Origin of the sequence: Collimonas sp. OK307, from assembly GCF_900113705.1 — a bacterium.
GTDB lineage: Bacteria > Pseudomonadota > Gammaproteobacteria > Burkholderiales > Burkholderiaceae_D > Collimonas.
This window is the reverse complement of record NZ_FOQI01000018.1, coordinates 64853-81466: the sequence shown is the minus strand read 5'-3', so window position 1 is coordinate 81466 and position 16614 is coordinate 64853. Positions and strand designations below refer to the sequence as shown.

The window sequence follows — 16614 nt, the reverse complement described above, 5'->3', positions numbered from 1 at the left end:
TTTCGCTTACGTTCAGTTCATGGTGAGGCCACCGTCGACGATCAGGTTCTGGCCGGCGAACATGCCTGCATCGGGCCCAGCCAGGAACAGCACTGCGCCAGCGATGTCGTCAGGCGCAATGTCGCGCTGCACGACGCGCTGCCGCTTTATATCTTCGCTCTGCTGGCCACGCGCCGCGCCGCCGGCCAGGATGCCGTCGCTCTGCGTAAAGCCCGGCGACACCGTGTTTACGCGTACGCCGTACGGTCCGAGTTCGCGCGCCAGTGTGCGCGTCATCGCTACCACCGCGGCTTTGCTGGCTACGTAGTGCAGAAGACCCGCGGTGCCCTTGGACGCAGCCGCGGACGCGATATTGATGATGTTGCCGTCGCCGGCCGGCTTCATGTAGCGCGCCGCTGCGCGGCAGCAATACCATACGCCTTCGACGTTGACGTTGAACACGCGCTTCCATTCATCGGGGTCGATTTCGTCGAACGATGTTTTGGCGAGCGAGGTGTAGATGCCCGCGTTGTTGACCAGCACCGATACTCCGCCGGTGCGTTCGGCCGCGAACGCCATCAATGCATCGACTTGCGCGGCGTTGCTCACGTCCGCGTCGAAGCCTAGCGCATCGTGGCCGAGCTTCTTCGCCGCAGCCTCGGAACCACGCAAGTCGGCAATCACCACGCGCCGGCCCAGAGCCGCAAAACGCTCGGCAATTGCGTAGCCTATTCCTTGCGCCGCGCCAGTCACCACCACCGCGCCGCTCTTAATTGTCTGCTCCATGTTCTACCTTTCGTGTACTCCTCCTGGCACCACCTGCTCAGGCTGGAGCGGCCAGTCTAGCATGGGGAAATGTGCCGACGGCGTCTCGAAGTGCAACAAAAGATACAGTGTGCCGCCGATTTTTTTAACCACGATTCTTGCGCCGGATATTATTAATTTGCCGGCGGAAATCGTGTGACGCTATGTGTCCTTGCCAGATAATTCGGTGGCAATTAGTAACGCAATATTAAAAAATAAATCAAAATAATTACAACTTACACAGGAGACAAAATGAAGGCGCTTAAGGCAACAATACTGTTGGGCTCAGTGATGGCATCCACCGCCCTGCACGCGCAAACAAACGTTCAAATTTACGGGATTGTCGACGTCGGGGTCGAATATGTAAATAAGGCGCGAATAAGCAGTACGGGCACCGCGACCGGAAGCCTGGCTAAAGTGGACTCGGGAAACGCAGCTGCTTCGCGCATCGGATTTCGCGGTCGAGAAGACTTAGGGGATGGATTGGCAGCGGTCTTCGGACTTGAAAATGGCTTTTCGGCCGACACCGGTGCTCTTGCCAATGGCGGACGCCTTTTTGGACGCCAGGCTTACGTTGGTCTGGCAGGAAAATTTGGCGAGGTGCAACTGGGGCGAGAGACGACGCCGATATTTGATTTTGGCGCGATCTACGACCCCATGATTCCCGCACGCTATTCGGCGCTCGCGCTGGATGCCGCCTTCGCTAGTCGCGCCGATAATGCGATCAGATACGGCGGGAAATTTGGAGGTTTGACTCTCAGTACCCAATATAGCTTTGGCTTTGACAGCACTATCGTAAACGGAGGCGAAGTCCCGGGCGCATTCCAGGTCGGAAAGGAAATGTCTACAAACGTAAACTATCAATTTGGGAATGTGTTGGCTGGCGTGCTGTACGATCGCCAAAATGGCACTTCAGTAGCCACCCAGCAGAATACGGTTGAGCGAATGGCACTCGGGATAGTCGCTGACTTTAATCCAGTAATGATATACGCTGCCTTTCAGAGACGAAACATGCGTACGTCACCAACCTCCACGAGGACGAATCTCTACTGGGTTGCAATGTCATACAACCCCACTGCCGCAGTGACGTTGCTCGCTGCCGCATATTCCTACAATCCTGCCGGCGCTTCAAACAGAACTGGAATGTACACGCTCCTTGGCAGCTATGCACTCTCTAAACGAACCGATATCTATTCAGAGCTGGGGTTGATGCGAAATCAGGCAAAGGCTGCTATGGCGTTAGATGGGACCGTCAATCCTGGTGACAATCAGGCAGGTCTGACGCTCGGGATACGCCATCGGTTCTAATCACGTTGGCGCTGCAAGACAATTGCAGCGCCATTCTGTCACGCAGATTGCGGTTATCGAGGGCGCCAAAATGAAGTCGCCGCTATGCTACACTGCGGTTACAAACCTTCATCGAGCACTCCTTAAGTGCATCTGCTATAGCAGTTCTGTCATGGTTCGAAATGTCAGCCTGCCGGTTGCTACGTGATGCTCGCACCGTTTGGTGGGGTATCCGACTCACCGGGGAAATCGTAACTACGAACCCTAACTGGTTCTGCTGATATGGAAAACACACTGGTCCGGCTGACGATTTCGCAATCCGAGCTCTTTGCCAATTGGCCGGATGCAGCTATCTCGCGGCTCGTCAAGGCGGCCGACGCAATTACGGTTGAAGAAAACACCGTTATTCATCGGACGGGTGAAGTACCTACCTACCTATATTTGCTTGCGACAGGCTCGATGCATTTGATAAGGAAAATGCCATCCGGGCGCGACTTTACAGCTGGAATCCATCTCGCGGGAGAGTTCCACGGCATTGGACCAGTGATTACCCGGTCACTCCATTTCTATACTGCGGAATGCAGGGAGAAAACCGTACTCGTCCGAATCTCTGGCGAGCTGCTGCGTGAAATGATTAGTCATGACGGAAGTCTCGCGTACTCTTTAATGGGCGCAATGGTTAATCGACATCGTGGTGCGCTGGATCGGTATGAAGGGGCAGCGGTCCTATCGACCCGCGCAAGAGTGGCAACCCTTCTGAACTCTATCTATACGAGAAGCGCTCGTGGCGGCCGCGTGTCTTCGATCAACCTGTCCCAAGAGGAAATTGCAACGATGCTTGGCACGCGCCGTCAGGTTGTCAATAGAGTTTTACGGGAGATGGAATCAGAGGGCGCAGTTCAAGTTCTATACGGAAGAATTGTAATCAGTGACATCGGTAAGCTTGAAAAGATGGCAGAGCATTCCGAATAATGTTTGTACGCCACAAACGCTAAATGTTGTTCGTGCCGCATCCTCGATATCACGCCAGCCAGAGTTAAACCAATAGTACCAACGCACCGCGCAGCCGAAGATTCCTTCCGGAAAGCAGTAGACATGATAGGGAGATTTCGTCTCCCTCGTTTCGTTTCGTTTCATTTCGTGCTCTTACCCGACTACCCCTCCCCAACGTGACAGCCCTCTCCAGGCGCTTGCGCTTGCGATTCGAACGTCTCACTTCCATCTACGAAGCGTTCGTGAAAACCGACTGCCGCATCATTATCTGACGGCAACTTCAACCTTCGTTGTGTCTTGATTCTACTTGCCATTGAGGAGCAGGGAAGGCTGGTAGCCGCAAACCGCTACTTGCGTTCTCCGTTCCCTTTGTCGAATGCAACAAACCGTACAAAGTATCGGATCACGTGCTCGCCTTGTGGATTTGGAGCATTCACAATGAAAGCATCAAAACCAAAGTAAAAAGGCTCGAAATGCAAGAAGAGAGTTTTAGGCTTGGTCGATACCAAGTAGGCGATCAAATTCTGATCGGCCAAATTGAAGGCGATTTTATCAAAGTGGTTTGCGAGCGAGACGAGCTGAATCAGGCCTTGGAAGCGGCCGTACCTGCGAATCCCGATGCAAGAAAAATCGCGCTGTCAGATGTAGTCATGTTGCCACCCGTGGATCAGCATGCCAGAATTTTTGCGGTCGCTGTCAACTACCACGCCCATGGCGCTGAAGCGAGCGCAAAGCCGCCGGAAAGGCCCCTGGCATTTTACAAGGCGCCGACAAATTTTGTTGGTCACGAGGGTGTGTTGAATCCGGATCGGAGGCTGACATCTCGCTTCGATTACGAGGGCGAAATTGGAGTGGTGATCGGTAAGCGTTGCAAATCGGTATCGGTGGCGGATGCACTGGATTATGTCGTTGGTGTTTGCGCACTCAACGACGGTTCCGCTCGAGATCTCACGCGGGTTCCTGCCGGGCAGGGCTGGTGGCCAGACTGGACTGCCGCAAAGGGCTTGGACGAAGCCTCGGCGCTGGGGCCGGCAATCACGTGCGGGGCGCAAGTCGTAGACGCGGTGCGTAAGCGAAGCCTGAACATCACGACGCGGCTGAACGGCGAGGTGGTGCAGGACTGCAGCATGAAGGAAATGATTTTCTCGACAGAGGAAATCATCGCGACTCTGTCCTCATACATGGTATTGCTGCCGGGCGACATTATTGCCACTGGTACACCAGCCGGTGTCGGCATAGCCCGTAATCGCTTTTTGATTAGTGGTGACGACTTGTCGGTCGAAGTAAGTGGACTCGATATTTTACGTGTAAAGGTGGCTTAATCATGAGTACAGTACCAATCAGAATGCACGGCCAATTGGCTGAAAAAATGATGCAGCTGTCGGAAACGTCGGCAGGTACGCCGATGGGAGAACTCTTGCGGCGGTTCTGGCATCCTATCGCGATTTCCGCAGACGTGGCGCCAGGGAAAGCGAAGAAAGTGCGCCTGCTGAGCGAAGATCTGACGCTCTACCGCAGCGAGAGCGGGAATGCCCATCTGGTTGCCGGGCGTTGCGCTCACCGGTTGACCATGCTGCATACGGGTTGGATTGAAGGTGAAGCAATCCGCTGCATGTATCATGGTTGGAAATTCGACGGTGAAGGAAAATGTGTTGAGCGTCCGGCGGAAAAGAATTGCCGCGAAACGAACATCCGGATTGCCGCTTATCCTGTTCAGGAGTACAGCGGACTCATATTTGCATACTTGGGCAAAGGCGAGCCGCCAGAATTTGATCTCCCGCGGAATACAGCGTTCGAGCGCGAGGATGTCATGCTGTTCCAACGCAAGCAGATATGGCCTTGCAGCTGGCTGCAAAATGTCGAGAATTCACTCGATGCTGCTCATGTGAGTTTCGCGCACGTGATGGGGCGGGTCGGTGAATTCGGCAATGCCATTACCACCGAAGTCCCGGACCTGGCTTATCAGGAAACCGAGGCTGGCATATGCCAGACGGCAACCCGCCGTGCAAGCTCGCAAGTACGGATAAGCGACTGGACTTTCCCTTCCGAGAACCATGTGACGATGCCGGGGATTAGCCCTGAAGATCCTTGGATCGAAGTCTCCAACTGGATGGTGCCGATCGACGATACCCATGTGATGCGAACATCGCTCTACGCGGTGCCTCTATCGACTCCTGAGTCGAACGAGCGCATCTCCGCCTACTTCAAGGATGTCGGTAACTACAATGCCGCCGACTACCATGACGAATTGTTCGCTGGCGAGTATCCGGTTGATCCGCTGATTCGCTTGACCGCGGCACAGGACTATGTGGTTTTGGTCGGTCAGGGTGCTATTGCGGATCGCGTGAACGAGAAGCTCGGTTCCTCGGATTTGGGCATCGCAACGTTGCGCAGGATCCTCTGGCGCGAGCTTGACGCGATGCGTGCTGGCACGCCGACGAAAGCATGGCGACGGCTGGAGCGTTCGTCCCAGCTGTTCGTCAAAGGCGACATGGTTAAGTAAACTGCTTCCCCAAGTAAGAGGATGAGGCCCCGGCTTGTTGCCGAGGCCTGGCCCATACGTTCGCCATGAGCGTGTGGCTATAACGGGACTGGGGCGCACGATTGCTGCGCCTCTGTTCATTTTGGCCTGTGATTTCTCCCACGCCGCTGATGGGCGTTGCTCAATGCGTCATGCACAATCTTGCCCGTCTCGCCCCCTCCGTCTCCCAATACGATTTGTGCCAGTGAGACGTTCCGCGGAAATTCTGCTGGTGTGAATTGACATCATCGCGACAAAGGATGCATGCCGGCGCTCGCCCTGCACCGGCCGTAGCGGGACAATTATACGTACGAGGTGAGGAGCGATTGGTATAGCTCTGCGTTATCAAACTAAACCTCCTGAATCAGATTAATCCACGTGGCCAGTATCGATTCCTGATGATTCGAGTGAAGTACGAAAGCCATGTCAGGCCGATACCCGACGTGACTGGATAAAAAATAAAATTTGGAGATGATCATGCGAACAATTAAAGCAAGGATACATGCGATTGAGTTTCTGGCAGAGGATATTCTCGGCATTGACCTGAGACCGATCGATGGTGCAGAGTGGCCCGTGGCGATTGCCGGATCCCACATCGATCTGCATCTTCCGGGCGGCATGATACGCAGCTACTCGTTAGTCAATGCACAAGGCGAGAAGCATCGCTACGTCATTTCAGTGAGCCGTGATGCCAATAGCCGGGGCGGATCTAAATATCTGCATGAGGTACTGCGGGTCGGTGATGTCCTCACCATTTCAGAGCCGCGCAACAGCTTCGCCCTGAAGGAATCTGCAACGCATTCCATCTTTATTGCCGGCGGCATTGGGATCACGCCGTTATGGAGCATGGCGCAGCGGCTGTCGCAGATCGGCGAACCCTGGACGATTTACTATTCTGCGCAAGCTCCAGAGCGGGCGGCATACGTTGAGCAGCTTTCGTCGCTCGCCTCTGACGCCGGTGGCACGATCCATCTCAATTTCGACGGTGGACAGAGAGACAGAATGCTCAACCTCCAGCAAATTGTGGATTCCAGTCCGCCTGACGCTGACCTGTATTGCTGCGGACCGATTCCTATGTTGCGTGCGTTCGAAGCCGCTTGCGAAGGACGTAATCCCGATACGGTGCACCGGGAATATTTTGCCGCGCCAGTGTCAGCATCAGCGCCGGCGGAAAAGGGCAACGAAGAGGAATTCATTGTCGTTTTATCCAAATCGAACAAGACGGTGAAGGTTGGACCGACAACCACGATTCTGGATGCGGTGCTTAATGCCGGCGTAGAGGTGTCTTACTCATGCATGGCAGGTATCTGCCGGGCATGTGAAACAAACGTGCTTGGCGGACTCCCTGATCACCATGATCTGGTACTTAGCGATAGTGAGCGCGAATGCGGAGCGACGATGATGATTTGTTGTTCGCGGGCAAAAACTGCGGAATTGATTCTCGATTTGTGATAACGCGATGCCAGTCGAGTCACTAAACCGTAACAATCCGGACAATCAACCGCACTAGTTCCTCGCAATGCTTGCGGGTGGTAGCGATACTAATACCTACAGACATAGGATAACGCCGAGTAGCGCGGTCGTTGGACAGACCTACAGACGCAAGAGCTAGCGCTGGCGCACATGGCGACCATACCCGAAGTCGGCGATTCGAACATAACTACGAAAGAAACCACGATGGACTCAACCTATCCGCGCATCGGGCTGCATATCGACGGCGAATGGCTCTACGACCGCCCCGCCTATACCGAGGTCTTCAATCCGAGCAACGAGGCTACCCTCGGCAGCGTACCGGGCGCGACGCCAGAGGATCTCTCGCGCGCACTCGCCGCCGCGGAGCGTGGCTTCCGTGTATGGCGCGACACGCCGCCGCTGCAACGGGCGCAGCTGCTGCTGCGCACTTGCGCGCTGGTGCGCGAGCGTGCAGAGTCGATCGCAGAGATTCTCACGCTAGAACAAGGCAAGCCGATCGCCGACGCCCGCAACGAAGTGGCGCGCGCCACCGCCTTTCTCGAATGGGATGCGGCGGAGGCGCAGCGCCTCTACGGCAGTATCGTTCCGGCCGGGCCACAGATGCAGCAGATGATCCTTCGATTGCCGGTCGGCCCGGTGGCCGCCTTCACTCCGTGGAACGTTCCGATCGGTTCCCCTGCACGCAAGATCAGCGGCGCGATCGCCGCGGGCTGTTCGGTGATCATCAAAGCCGCCGAGGAAACCCCGGGTACCGCGTGCGCCTTCGTACAATGCTTCATCGATGCCGGCCTGCCGCCTGGCGTGCTCAATCTCGTTTTCGGCAATCCGTCCCTGATCTCCTCGACGCTGATCGCCTCGCCGGCCATCCGCATGGTGACCTTCACAGGTTCAGTAGCGGTCGGCAAGCACCTGACCCAGCTCGCTGCTGCGGCCATGAAGCCGGTGCTGATGGAACTGGGCGGCCATGCGCCGGTGCTGATCGGCGCCGACGTCGATGCGGCGGCGCTGGGCAAACTCGCGGGTAGCGCCAAGATGCGCCTGGCCGGTCAGTTCTGCGCCTCGCCAACGCGTTTCATCATTCATCAGAAGTCTTATGCCGCCTTCGTCGATGCATTCGCCAAGGCCGCCAGCGAAGTACGCGTGGGCGACGGCTTCGAGCCGGGTGTGCAGATGGGGCCGCTCCTCAACGCCAAGCGCATGGTCGCGATCGACGAATTGGTGCAGGACGCCAAAGCGTGCGGTGCACGCGTCGCGGCCGGCGGCCAGCGCATCGGCGAACGCGGGTTCTTCTATGCACTCACCGTACTCGCCGACGTGCCGGCGCACGCCAAGGCGATGTCCACCGAACCATTCGGCCCGATGGCGCTGTGCGTGCAGGTCGCCGACCTGGACGAAGGCATAGCGCTTGCCAACAGCCTGTCCGTGGGACTTGCCGGCTACGCTTTCACCAATTCGCTTGAAGAAGCGGAGCGCTTCACGCGCGAACTGGAATGCGGTGTGCTGTCGATCAACCATTTCGGCATGTGCGGCGCCGACACCCCCTTCGGCGGCGTCAAGGAAAGCGGCATCGGGCGCGAGGGCGGCGCGCAGAGTCTGGAGCCCTACACCATTACCAAGACAGTGCTGCAACGGACCGCGCGGGTTTGACCGCAAGGGGCGGATGGCAGGAAAAAAGCTTGCGCCGCCCATGCTGATCCGGTAAGCAATTTTGTGTGTGATGAATAACACGACGCTTAGAGAAAACATGTCTGCCACTGAAGAAGAAAGCAGCATCGAAGGCGTTAAAAGGAGATAAAAATGCTATTACAAGAGACCGCACTTCAAACGACTTTAAGCCTCCCCGAGATCAATCTCGCGGATCCAGATTTCTGGATGAGAGATGACTTCCATGGTGCGCTGGCGGTTTTACGTCAGGAACAGCCGATTTCGTGGCACGAGCATCCCGAGTGCGGCAAGGGCTTTTGGGCACTCCTTGACTACGAAGACATCGCCGAAGTCGACAAGGACTGGGAAACATTTTGTAGCAAATATGGTGTGCGTGTCTATCATGATGCCGGCACCAAGATCCGGCCCGGCACGGGCGCGTTGATCGAACTCGATCCGCCAAACCATACCGTCAACCGGAAACGCGTGAGCAAGGCGTTCATGCCGCGCCAGGTGGGCCGGCTAGAGGATTACGTGCGGGAGCAGGCGCGCCGGTTGGTATCTCAATTCTCCGATGGCCAGGAGATCGATTTTGTAGACGATCTGGCGGCCATTCTTCCTTTCGAGATCATCAGTGACCTGGTTGGCATCGACCCCGCAGACCGGCCGCGTCTGCTGGAGTTGTCGAAGATCGGCCGCTCCGAGCAGGAACCTGAATATGCCGGAAAACCTGAGATCCCGCAGCAAGCGGTCATGGAACTGCGCGAATACGGCATCAACCTCGCCGCAAAGCGTTTGCTCGACCCTAAGGAAGATCTGATTTCAGAACTGGCGCAGGTTCGGGTCGACGGTCAGCTGCTCGACAAGGAAGAGTTGGGCGGATATTTTGGTCTGATGATCGCTGCCGGCAGTGGCACGACGCGGGCAGCGCTGTCGCACGGGATGCTGGCGTTCACGCAGTTCCCGGAGCAGCGCCGCCTGTTCATCAGCGACCCTGTGCTGCACGAGAGGACGATGGCAGATGAGGTCATTCGCTGGGCGACGCCGATCAAGCATCAGGGGCGCGTTCTGACCCGAGACATCGAATTCAAGGGCGTCCAGATGAAGAAGGGGCAGAAGATCGGCATGTGGTTTATCTCGGCGAACCGTGATCCACGCCTGTTCTCGGATCCGTTCAATTTCGACATCACACGAGATCCCAATCTGCACCAGAGCTTCGGTGCAGGTGGGCCACATTTTTGCATGGGTGCGAACGTTGCACGCCGTGAAATCTGGATGCTGTTCCAAGAGTTGTTTGCTCGCTTTCCCAACGCGCAGGCCATTGCAGACCCTGTTCGCGAACGGTCCCTGCAATCGAATGGCTTCAAGCACTTGCAAGTGCGTCTGTCGCGTTGAATCAGGTTGGGAGGAATATCTGCAATGACCGATCAAAAATGGACAGTTGCCGTCGAACCCGAGATTTGCGAGGGGTATGCAGTGTGTCAGCGTATCGAAAAATCGATCTTTCAGTTCGCTGAGGACGATGACGTCGTGCGCATTATCTCTCAGCCTGAAACGCCGGAAATGCTCGAGCGTGTAAAGCTGGCCGTTCGCCGATGCCCAAAGCAAGCGCTGAAACTACTGCCGCGCGATGGCGCGGAGTAATTACCTTCATGGAAGAGGAATATTATGCCTAACGTGATTTTTATAGATGCCAACGGCAAGTCGAAAACCATCGATTGCACGGTTGGGACCAGCCTGATGAAGTCCGCGCAGCTCCACGGGATCTCGGGTATCTACGCCGAGTGTGGTGGCCAGAAGATGTGCGCGACATGCCATGTCTACGTTGCCGAAGAGTTTCTCGATACACTGCCGGAAATCTCCGTCGATGAAGACGAAATGCTTGAAGCGACGGCATCCGACCGTTTGCCCAACAGCCGGTTGTCGTGCGCGATCATCGTCAGGCCGGAGCATGAGAACCTGGTCGTTCATCTTCCCAGGTTGCAGCGATGAGCAGCGTCATTGTCGTCGGGGGTGGGCATGGGGGCGTCGATGTTGCATTCGGCCTGCGCGAGCGTGGTTACACAGGGCGCATCACTGTGCTGGATAAAAGCGGCTTTGTCCCATACGAGCGCCCCCCCATGTCCAAATCGTGGATCAACGGGACCGGCGGTCCGGAGGAGCTTACGTTGCGTGGCCACGACGCTTTCTCAGGCGCCAATATCGACCTGATGCTTAACTGCGAGGTGCTGAGCATCAACAGGGATCGAAAGGTCGTGGAGACCAGCAATGGGAGCCTCGAATACTCGACGCTCGTGCTGGCTCTTGGATCCAGTCCGCGACAACTCCGGCTTTCGGGCGCTGCACTGGCTGGCATGCATCACCTGCACACCCTCGAGCAGGCCGTCGCGCTCAGAGACGACCTTGCATGCGCCACCAGCGTGGGCGTCATCGGTGCCGGTTTCATCGGGCTGGAATTCGCGTCATCGGCCGCAAAACGTGGGTTGCCCGTGACGGTCATGGAGACTGCGGGACGCGCGATGCCCAGAACCGCGAGCGAGTTCACGTCAGGTTACATGCGCGCCCGGCACGAAGAGAGTGGTACGGTTTTCCGCTTCAACGCCACGGTTCAGGAAATAATCGGCCATTCAGATCGTGTTGGGCGGGTCAACCTGTCGGATGGGTCACACGTGGAGGCAGACCTTGTGGTGCAGGGTGTTGGCGCCATCGCAAATGGCGGATGGGTGACAGATTTCGGCCTCGATTTTGATAACGGAATCATCGTAGACAGTACCCTGCGCACCAAGGATCCGGACATCTTCGCGATCGGCGACTGCGCGCGCTTCCTGGATGATGAAGGGGGCGCCACGCGGCTGGAATCCATCGGCAATGCCGCCGACCACGCGCGGCGCGCCGCAGCAACAATTGCGGGCACGCCTGTGTCCTTACCGGATGTTCCATGGTTCTGGACTCAGCAAGCCGGCGTTCGGCTTCAGATGGCCGGCCGCATCGACCGTGTGGAGGAATGGTTGCTTACGGGTGCTGTTGAGTCGAACTCGTTCAGTGTGCTTGGTTGGCGCAACAGAAGGCTGGTGTATGGCGAATCTATCAACAGTCCAAGCGATCACGTAGCCATCCGGAAACTCCTGGCTGAGAATACGGCCCCAACGCTGCCGGTACTGCGGCCGATCGCTGAAATGGGCTTGAAGGCGGCTATCAAGTCCTTGGCATAACTTCGATCAGTTCCAGAAAAGGCATTGTGTTAGCGCCTCTTAGCGGGGCACGGTATTGACGGCGACTCGAAGTGCAACAAAAGAGACAGTGCCCCGCCGATTTCTCATAACCACGGTTCTTGCGGCGGATATCATCAAATTGACAGCCGAAGTAACCTTGACGCCATAAGTCTTTGCAAGATAATTCGGTTGCAAAAAACGCTCGTAAACGAGCCGCACTGATTGAGATGTTCTCATCGACACTATGGACACCATAGTGTCACAGTTGGTCGTGATTCAAACTATAAGAAACTATAAAAAACTATAAGATACGGAGATAGACGTTAATGCAAAAAGAACTTTTCAAGGTGAGTTGGGCCGGTCTGCTGACCGCCTGCGCCAAGTGGCATGTACTCGCGCAGGCTGAGCAATATCCTGATACCGGACAACGTACGAATAGACAAGCACGCGCGTGTTGGCGTATTCAAGGCCAATCCACGTTTGTCATCCGGAGTGCAGTGCTCGCCGCTTAAAGCGTTGGAGCATGACAGAACCCAAGCGACGTCCGTGGTACGTGAATTGCGCTCGTTTGCCATCCTGGAAACGCCACGCTTTCCGTAAACATCGGAAGTCGTCTGTATCGGCCATCGCTCCTTTGAATCGAATCTTTACTTAACAGTCAATAAGGATCATATGCACACTTCTCAAGCATACGCTTCAGTCGCGGCCGGCCATCTGCCTGACGAAATCGATCGGACTTACCGCAAGGTGGCCATACGGCTCATGCCGTTTCTCGTGCTCTGCTATTTCGTCTCCTACATCGACCGCGCGAATATCAGTTTCGCCAAGCTCCAGTTCATGAACGACCTGGGTTTTTCCGAGGCCGCCTACGGATTTGGAGCGGGGCTTTTCTTCATCGGCTATTCGCTGTTTGAAGTTCCAAGCAATATCATGATGCAGCGTGTCGGCGCACGCCGCACGCTGCTGCGCATCATGGTTCTCTGGGGATTGGTCTCAAGCGCCATGATGTTCGTGAGCTCGCCGCTTCAATTCTACGTATTGCGCTTTTTCCTCGGCTGCGCAGAGGCTGGATTTTTCCCGGGCGTTATGTTTTATTTAACCTATTGGTTTCCGGCTGCGCGTCGAGGACGAGCGACGGGTTTCTTCATGATGGGTGCCGCCGCGGCCGGCGTCATTGGCGGACCTGTCTCCACCTGGATCATGGTCCACCTGGCTGGGTTGCATGGCTTGCATGGCTGGCAATGGTTGTTCCTGCTTGAAGGGATACCTGCAGTCATCCTGGGCGTCGTCGCATTCTTTTTCCTCAGCGATCAACCCAAGGATGCGGCATGGCTAACTGCGCGCGAGAAAGCCATTGTCCTCGGTGACCTCGCGGCGGAGGAAAAAGGAACATCCAACGGCAGTGGACACGGACTGCTTGATGCATTAAGGAACGCCAAAGTCTACGTCGGAATCCTGGTGTATTTTTGCATAGTTGTTTCGTTCAACTCTATAGTACTTTGGGCGCCAACCATCATCCGCGAGGTTGGCGTGAAGGATTTATTCAATGTCGGATTGTTGTCCAGCGTAGTTTTTTTGGCTGGAGGGGCCGGTACCTATCTCATCGGTTATAGCTCTGATCGCAGAATGGAGCGACGCTGGCACTTCGCCGCGAGTTGCGCTGTCACCGCCCTGTGCTTTGCACTTTTGCCACTAGCATCCCACAGCACACCGATTGCCATTACGCTGCTTTCAATCGCGGCGGCTGCATCCTACGGTACCTATACGGTGTTTTGGACAATCCCGGCAACATTCCTTCCTGGAAACTCTAAAGCTAGCGGGATTGCCCTGATTACCAGTGTGGGAGGATTAGCGGCATTTGTAAGTCCAACTTTGGTTGGCTGGATGAAAGCCAGCACGGGAAGCATTTATCTCGGACTAACTTTAATGGGTGGAATCACTTTGTTTGGCGCTCTTATTTTGTTGATCGCAATTCCGGCAAACAAATCATCCAACGGGGCCACGAGATAATTTTGTCGCGCGAGTTTTACCTCATATTCACCTAACGAGAAGGCTACAGGTTTTTTTAATCGCGTTGTCCGAATAGACGACGGTCCGGATGGTAAATCGCTTTGCAGCAACCTTGCGTCCGAAATAGTCCAGCCATAACTTCATTTGTTCCGGGAAAAAAGCGCCAACCTGTATGGGGTGGCGTTTCGTGCGGTAGCATCTTTGTTCTGAAGGACCCTCTGTCACGTTTGCGTCACGATCAGCAATAGAAAAGGGGCTGCATTTGCATGCAACCCCTTATATATTTGTGCTTCCCGACTTGGGTTCGAATTAGGGGCCTGCGATTATCGGTGAGCGATGCCGACCCTGTGTTTTCGACTTTAATGTTTTGTTTTTGACTTTAATGACCTGTTTTCGACTTTTATTCCTTGCAATTAAAGTCGAAAACATGGCGATAGCATCCATGCGGGTTCCAGACCGTGCAAATCCGGTCACATATTGTCCAAAGTCGAAAACACACCCTCCGCCACTTCTGGATTCCTGCCAGCAGGTTTCTTTGTCTAACTTAGCAAATATCTCGGCACGATTTTCTAACTGTTGACGCGCATCAGCAGCCTGCGCCAGGCGCTGCGAGGTTTCGGAAATCTGAAGTGACTCTTTGCCAGTTTGATTAGCTTGGCGAGCGGCTTGAAGCGAAAAATATGACGCAATATCGCCGTAGCGACACCAATCTGTCCAGTTTGTCCGCGAGCGGCGTGAATTCTGGCGTCAAAGGGAGTGATCGAACCTTTTATTGCCTCAAGGGACAGGGCTCCAGCTACTATGCCTGCCGCAAAGACACTCTCAGCACCAAACAATCCCGCAAGTGCAAGCGACGTCGAAACTTGAGTTCCGTTTAGCAAGGCCAGACCTTCCTTCGGACCTAAAATAAATGGTTCCAGTCCGATCATGTGCATTGCATCAGCACCGGAAATTTCTTCGATATTTTTCCTGGCAGTAACGCTACCTTCACCAATTAACACGCATGCAAGATGTGCAAGTGGCGCAAGATCGCCTGATGCGCCCACTGAACCCTTCGAAGGAATGCGCGGCAGCAGATTATTATTGAACAGAGCTAGGAGAGCCTCCACTAGTTCGATTCGAACACCTGAGTGTCCGCGTGAAAGGCTGATAGCCGCTTTCTGACATAATGTTGAACGCGTGCAATCGGCCACAACCGGCCGGCCACCACAGTCCGCTATGCGGCGGCACGACAGTCGCGGAGCGAGGCCGCGGGGCTGATGTCGTAGCCCGACTGAACATCGCCGATCGGTCCTTGGCTTCCTTGCCCTCTCGGACGATGACCGCGCGGCGTGCGAAACTTATGGACCAACAATGGCGGCAGGAGGTCGCGATGACAATACCAAAGTACGACTACGACGTAGCCATCTCGTTCGGCTACAAGGACGAACCGTTCGCGAACAAGCTTCACTCGCTGCTCGAAGGGCGTCTGAAGTTGTTCCTGTACTCGAAGGAGCAGGAGAAGCTTGCCGGCACGGACGGCGAGGCAAAGTTCAACGAGGTGTTCGGCAAGACGGCCAAGTTGGTAGTGATCCTGTATCGCGAAGCATGGGGCCACACCCCATTCACACGGTTTGAGGAAACAGCCATTCGGAACCGTGCGTACAGCGAGGGCTACGACTTTGCTGTGTTCATCCCGATGGATGACAGCGAGAAGCAAAAGGTCCCTGCGTGGGTGCCGAAGAATCGGCTGTACATCGGGCTTGAGCGATGGGGCATCGAGGCTGCTTGTGCCGTGATCGAGGCTCGGTTCAGCGAACTGGGCGGTGAGATTCACGAAGAGTCCGTTGCGGAGATGGCAGTGAAGGTTGCTGAGGCGATTGGGTATGAAGAGCGCCGACAGAAGCACTTGAACAGTCACGAGGGCGTGCAAGCGCAACGCCTGTCGTTCGATGAAGTCCGCGAGAAGTTGATTGAGGGTGTGGCGACCATTCAGAAAACGTTGCCAGCGATCAACCTTCATGAGAAGCACATTGGCGAGTCCGGTGGTGCGATCATTTTCCTGTCGGACCCAACTGGCATGTCCGTGAACTGGCGCCCTGAGTATGCAAACGTCATGCGTGACTCGAAGTTGAAGGCCACGTTTTGGAAGGGTCACCCACCGTATCCAGGGGTCACGCACTGGGAAAAGCCGGTGGAGGGCGCGAGCATCACATTTGCGCCAGACCTCACCGAAGACGGACGGCCAGCATGGAAACAAACGCACAAGGCTGGCGACGTCTTGCTCAGCCCAAACGGAGTGGCAGATGTGATCCTGAAGTGGTTCCTGGCGAAGTGCCAGAAGGGTTGATCACTTCGCGACGCCCTTGAGCCTCTCGAAGGTGCGAAGGCCAGCCATGCTGAACATCGCGCCGAGCAGTGCGGGGCTCCTTCGAGTGGCTTTGCATGGGTCCGAGCGGCGGCTTTGTGGCGACTCGATCCGGCTCGATCCGGGCAGCGAATGTCGCCGAAGGGGCGTGAGCCGCTTGCTAGGTTTATGAAAACCAGCCGTTCGTTGAGAAATTTCTGACCCCGACCGGTCTACTCGTCTAAGTCGCTATTCGCTCCAACATAGAGGAAGAACGCCTTTAGAGAACTGTTTGAAGTTCCATCGAAGCCCCGTGATCGCAAGTAGTCTGGAGCAGACCTTTGTCGGTATTTCTCGACCGGCTA

14 protein-coding genes and 1 pseudogene are annotated in these 16614 nt (G+C 55.7%); 13 read left to right on the top strand and 2 right to left on the bottom strand.

The annotated features are described in order from the left end of the window. Nucleotides 1–12 precede the first annotated feature (12 nt). Nucleotides 13–765 (bottom strand): SDR family NAD(P)-dependent oxidoreductase, encoded by a 753-nt coding sequence (locus tag BM205_RS20280; RefSeq protein ID WP_092416677.1) that lies wholly within the window; start codon nucleotides 763–765, stop codon nucleotides 13–15. 270 nt (nucleotides 766–1035) lie between these two features. Between BM205_RS20280 and BM205_RS20275 the strand changes: the two genes are divergently transcribed. From BM205_RS20275 to BM205_RS20220, 12 genes are all read left to right on the top strand, one after another. Beyond that, nucleotides 1036–2091, top strand: coding sequence for a porin (locus BM205_RS20275; protein WP_092416676.1), 1056 nt, complete (start codon nucleotides 1036–1038; stop codon nucleotides 2089–2091). A 261-nt stretch (nucleotides 2092–2352) separates the two neighbouring features. Continuing rightward, entirely contained in the window at nucleotides 2353–3042 is a 690-nt protein-coding gene (locus BM205_RS20270; RefSeq protein ID WP_092416675.1) for a Crp/Fnr family transcriptional regulator, read from the top strand. A 428-nt stretch (nucleotides 3043–3470) separates the two neighbouring features. Next, complete coding sequence (locus tag BM205_RS20265; protein WP_139227345.1) at nucleotides 3471–4385, top strand: fumarylacetoacetate hydrolase family protein; 915 nt, start codon at nucleotides 3471–3473, stop codon at nucleotides 4383–4385. A 2-nt stretch (nucleotides 4386–4387) separates the two neighbouring features. Then, the gene (locus BM205_RS20260) at nucleotides 4388–5566 is read left to right on the top strand and encodes a Rieske 2Fe-2S domain-containing protein (protein WP_254783974.1); all 1179 of its coding nucleotides are present in this window, start codon (nucleotides 4388–4390) and stop codon (nucleotides 5564–5566) included. Between the two features lie 495 nt (nucleotides 5567–6061). Beyond that, complete coding sequence (locus BM205_RS20255; protein WP_092416673.1) at nucleotides 6062–7036, top strand: PDR/VanB family oxidoreductase; 975 nt, start codon at nucleotides 6062–6064, stop codon at nucleotides 7034–7036. Nucleotides 7037–7261: 225 nt separating this feature from the next. Beyond that, nucleotides 7262–8704 carry an NAD-dependent succinate-semialdehyde dehydrogenase gene (locus tag BM205_RS20250; protein WP_254783973.1) on the top strand — a complete coding sequence of 481 codons (1443 nt, stop codon included), beginning with the start codon at nucleotides 7262–7264 and terminating at the stop codon, nucleotides 8702–8704. A 150-nt stretch (nucleotides 8705–8854) separates the two neighbouring features. Continuing rightward, on the top strand, nucleotides 8855–10096 hold the full coding sequence (locus BM205_RS20245) for a cytochrome P450 (protein ID WP_092416671.1): 1242 nt from the start codon (nucleotides 8855–8857) through the stop codon (nucleotides 10094–10096). A 24-nt stretch (nucleotides 10097–10120) separates the two neighbouring features. Continuing rightward, a complete protein-coding gene (locus tag BM205_RS20240) occupies nucleotides 10121–10345 on the top strand; it encodes a 4Fe-4S domain-containing protein (RefSeq protein WP_092416670.1) in 225 nt (74 codons plus the stop codon). 24 nt (nucleotides 10346–10369) lie between these two features. After that, nucleotides 10370–10693: a 2Fe-2S iron-sulfur cluster-binding protein gene (locus BM205_RS20235; protein ID WP_092416669.1), complete on the top strand. Its 324-nt coding sequence runs from the start codon at nucleotides 10370–10372 to the stop codon at nucleotides 10691–10693. Further along, on the top strand, nucleotides 10690–11913 hold the full coding sequence (locus tag BM205_RS20230; protein WP_092416668.1) for an NAD(P)/FAD-dependent oxidoreductase: 1224 nt from the start codon (nucleotides 10690–10692) through the stop codon (nucleotides 11911–11913). The genes BM205_RS20235 and BM205_RS20230 overlap by 4 nt, the downstream gene beginning before the upstream one ends. 387 nt (nucleotides 11914–12300) lie before the next feature. Further along, entirely contained in the window at nucleotides 12301–12513 is a 213-nt protein-coding gene (locus tag BM205_RS20225) for a hypothetical protein (protein WP_092416667.1), read from the top strand. Between the two features lie 72 nt (nucleotides 12514–12585). Then, nucleotides 12586–13923 (top strand): MFS transporter, encoded by a 1338-nt coding sequence (locus BM205_RS20220; RefSeq protein WP_092416666.1) that lies wholly within the window; start codon nucleotides 12586–12588, stop codon nucleotides 13921–13923. A 689-nt stretch (nucleotides 13924–14612) separates the two neighbouring features. Here BM205_RS20220 and BM205_RS20215 read toward each other — a convergent pair. Beyond that, nucleotides 14613–15128, bottom strand: a pseudogene (locus BM205_RS20215) (aromatic amino acid lyase); the annotation flags it as partial. Nucleotides 15129–15295: 167 nt separating this feature from the next. Here BM205_RS20215 and BM205_RS20210 point away from each other — a divergent pair. Further along, nucleotides 15296–16252 carry a hypothetical protein gene (locus tag BM205_RS20210; RefSeq protein WP_139227343.1) on the top strand — a complete coding sequence of 319 codons (957 nt, stop codon included), beginning with the start codon at nucleotides 15296–15298 and terminating at the stop codon, nucleotides 16250–16252. Nucleotides 16253–16614: the final 362 nt, after the last annotated feature.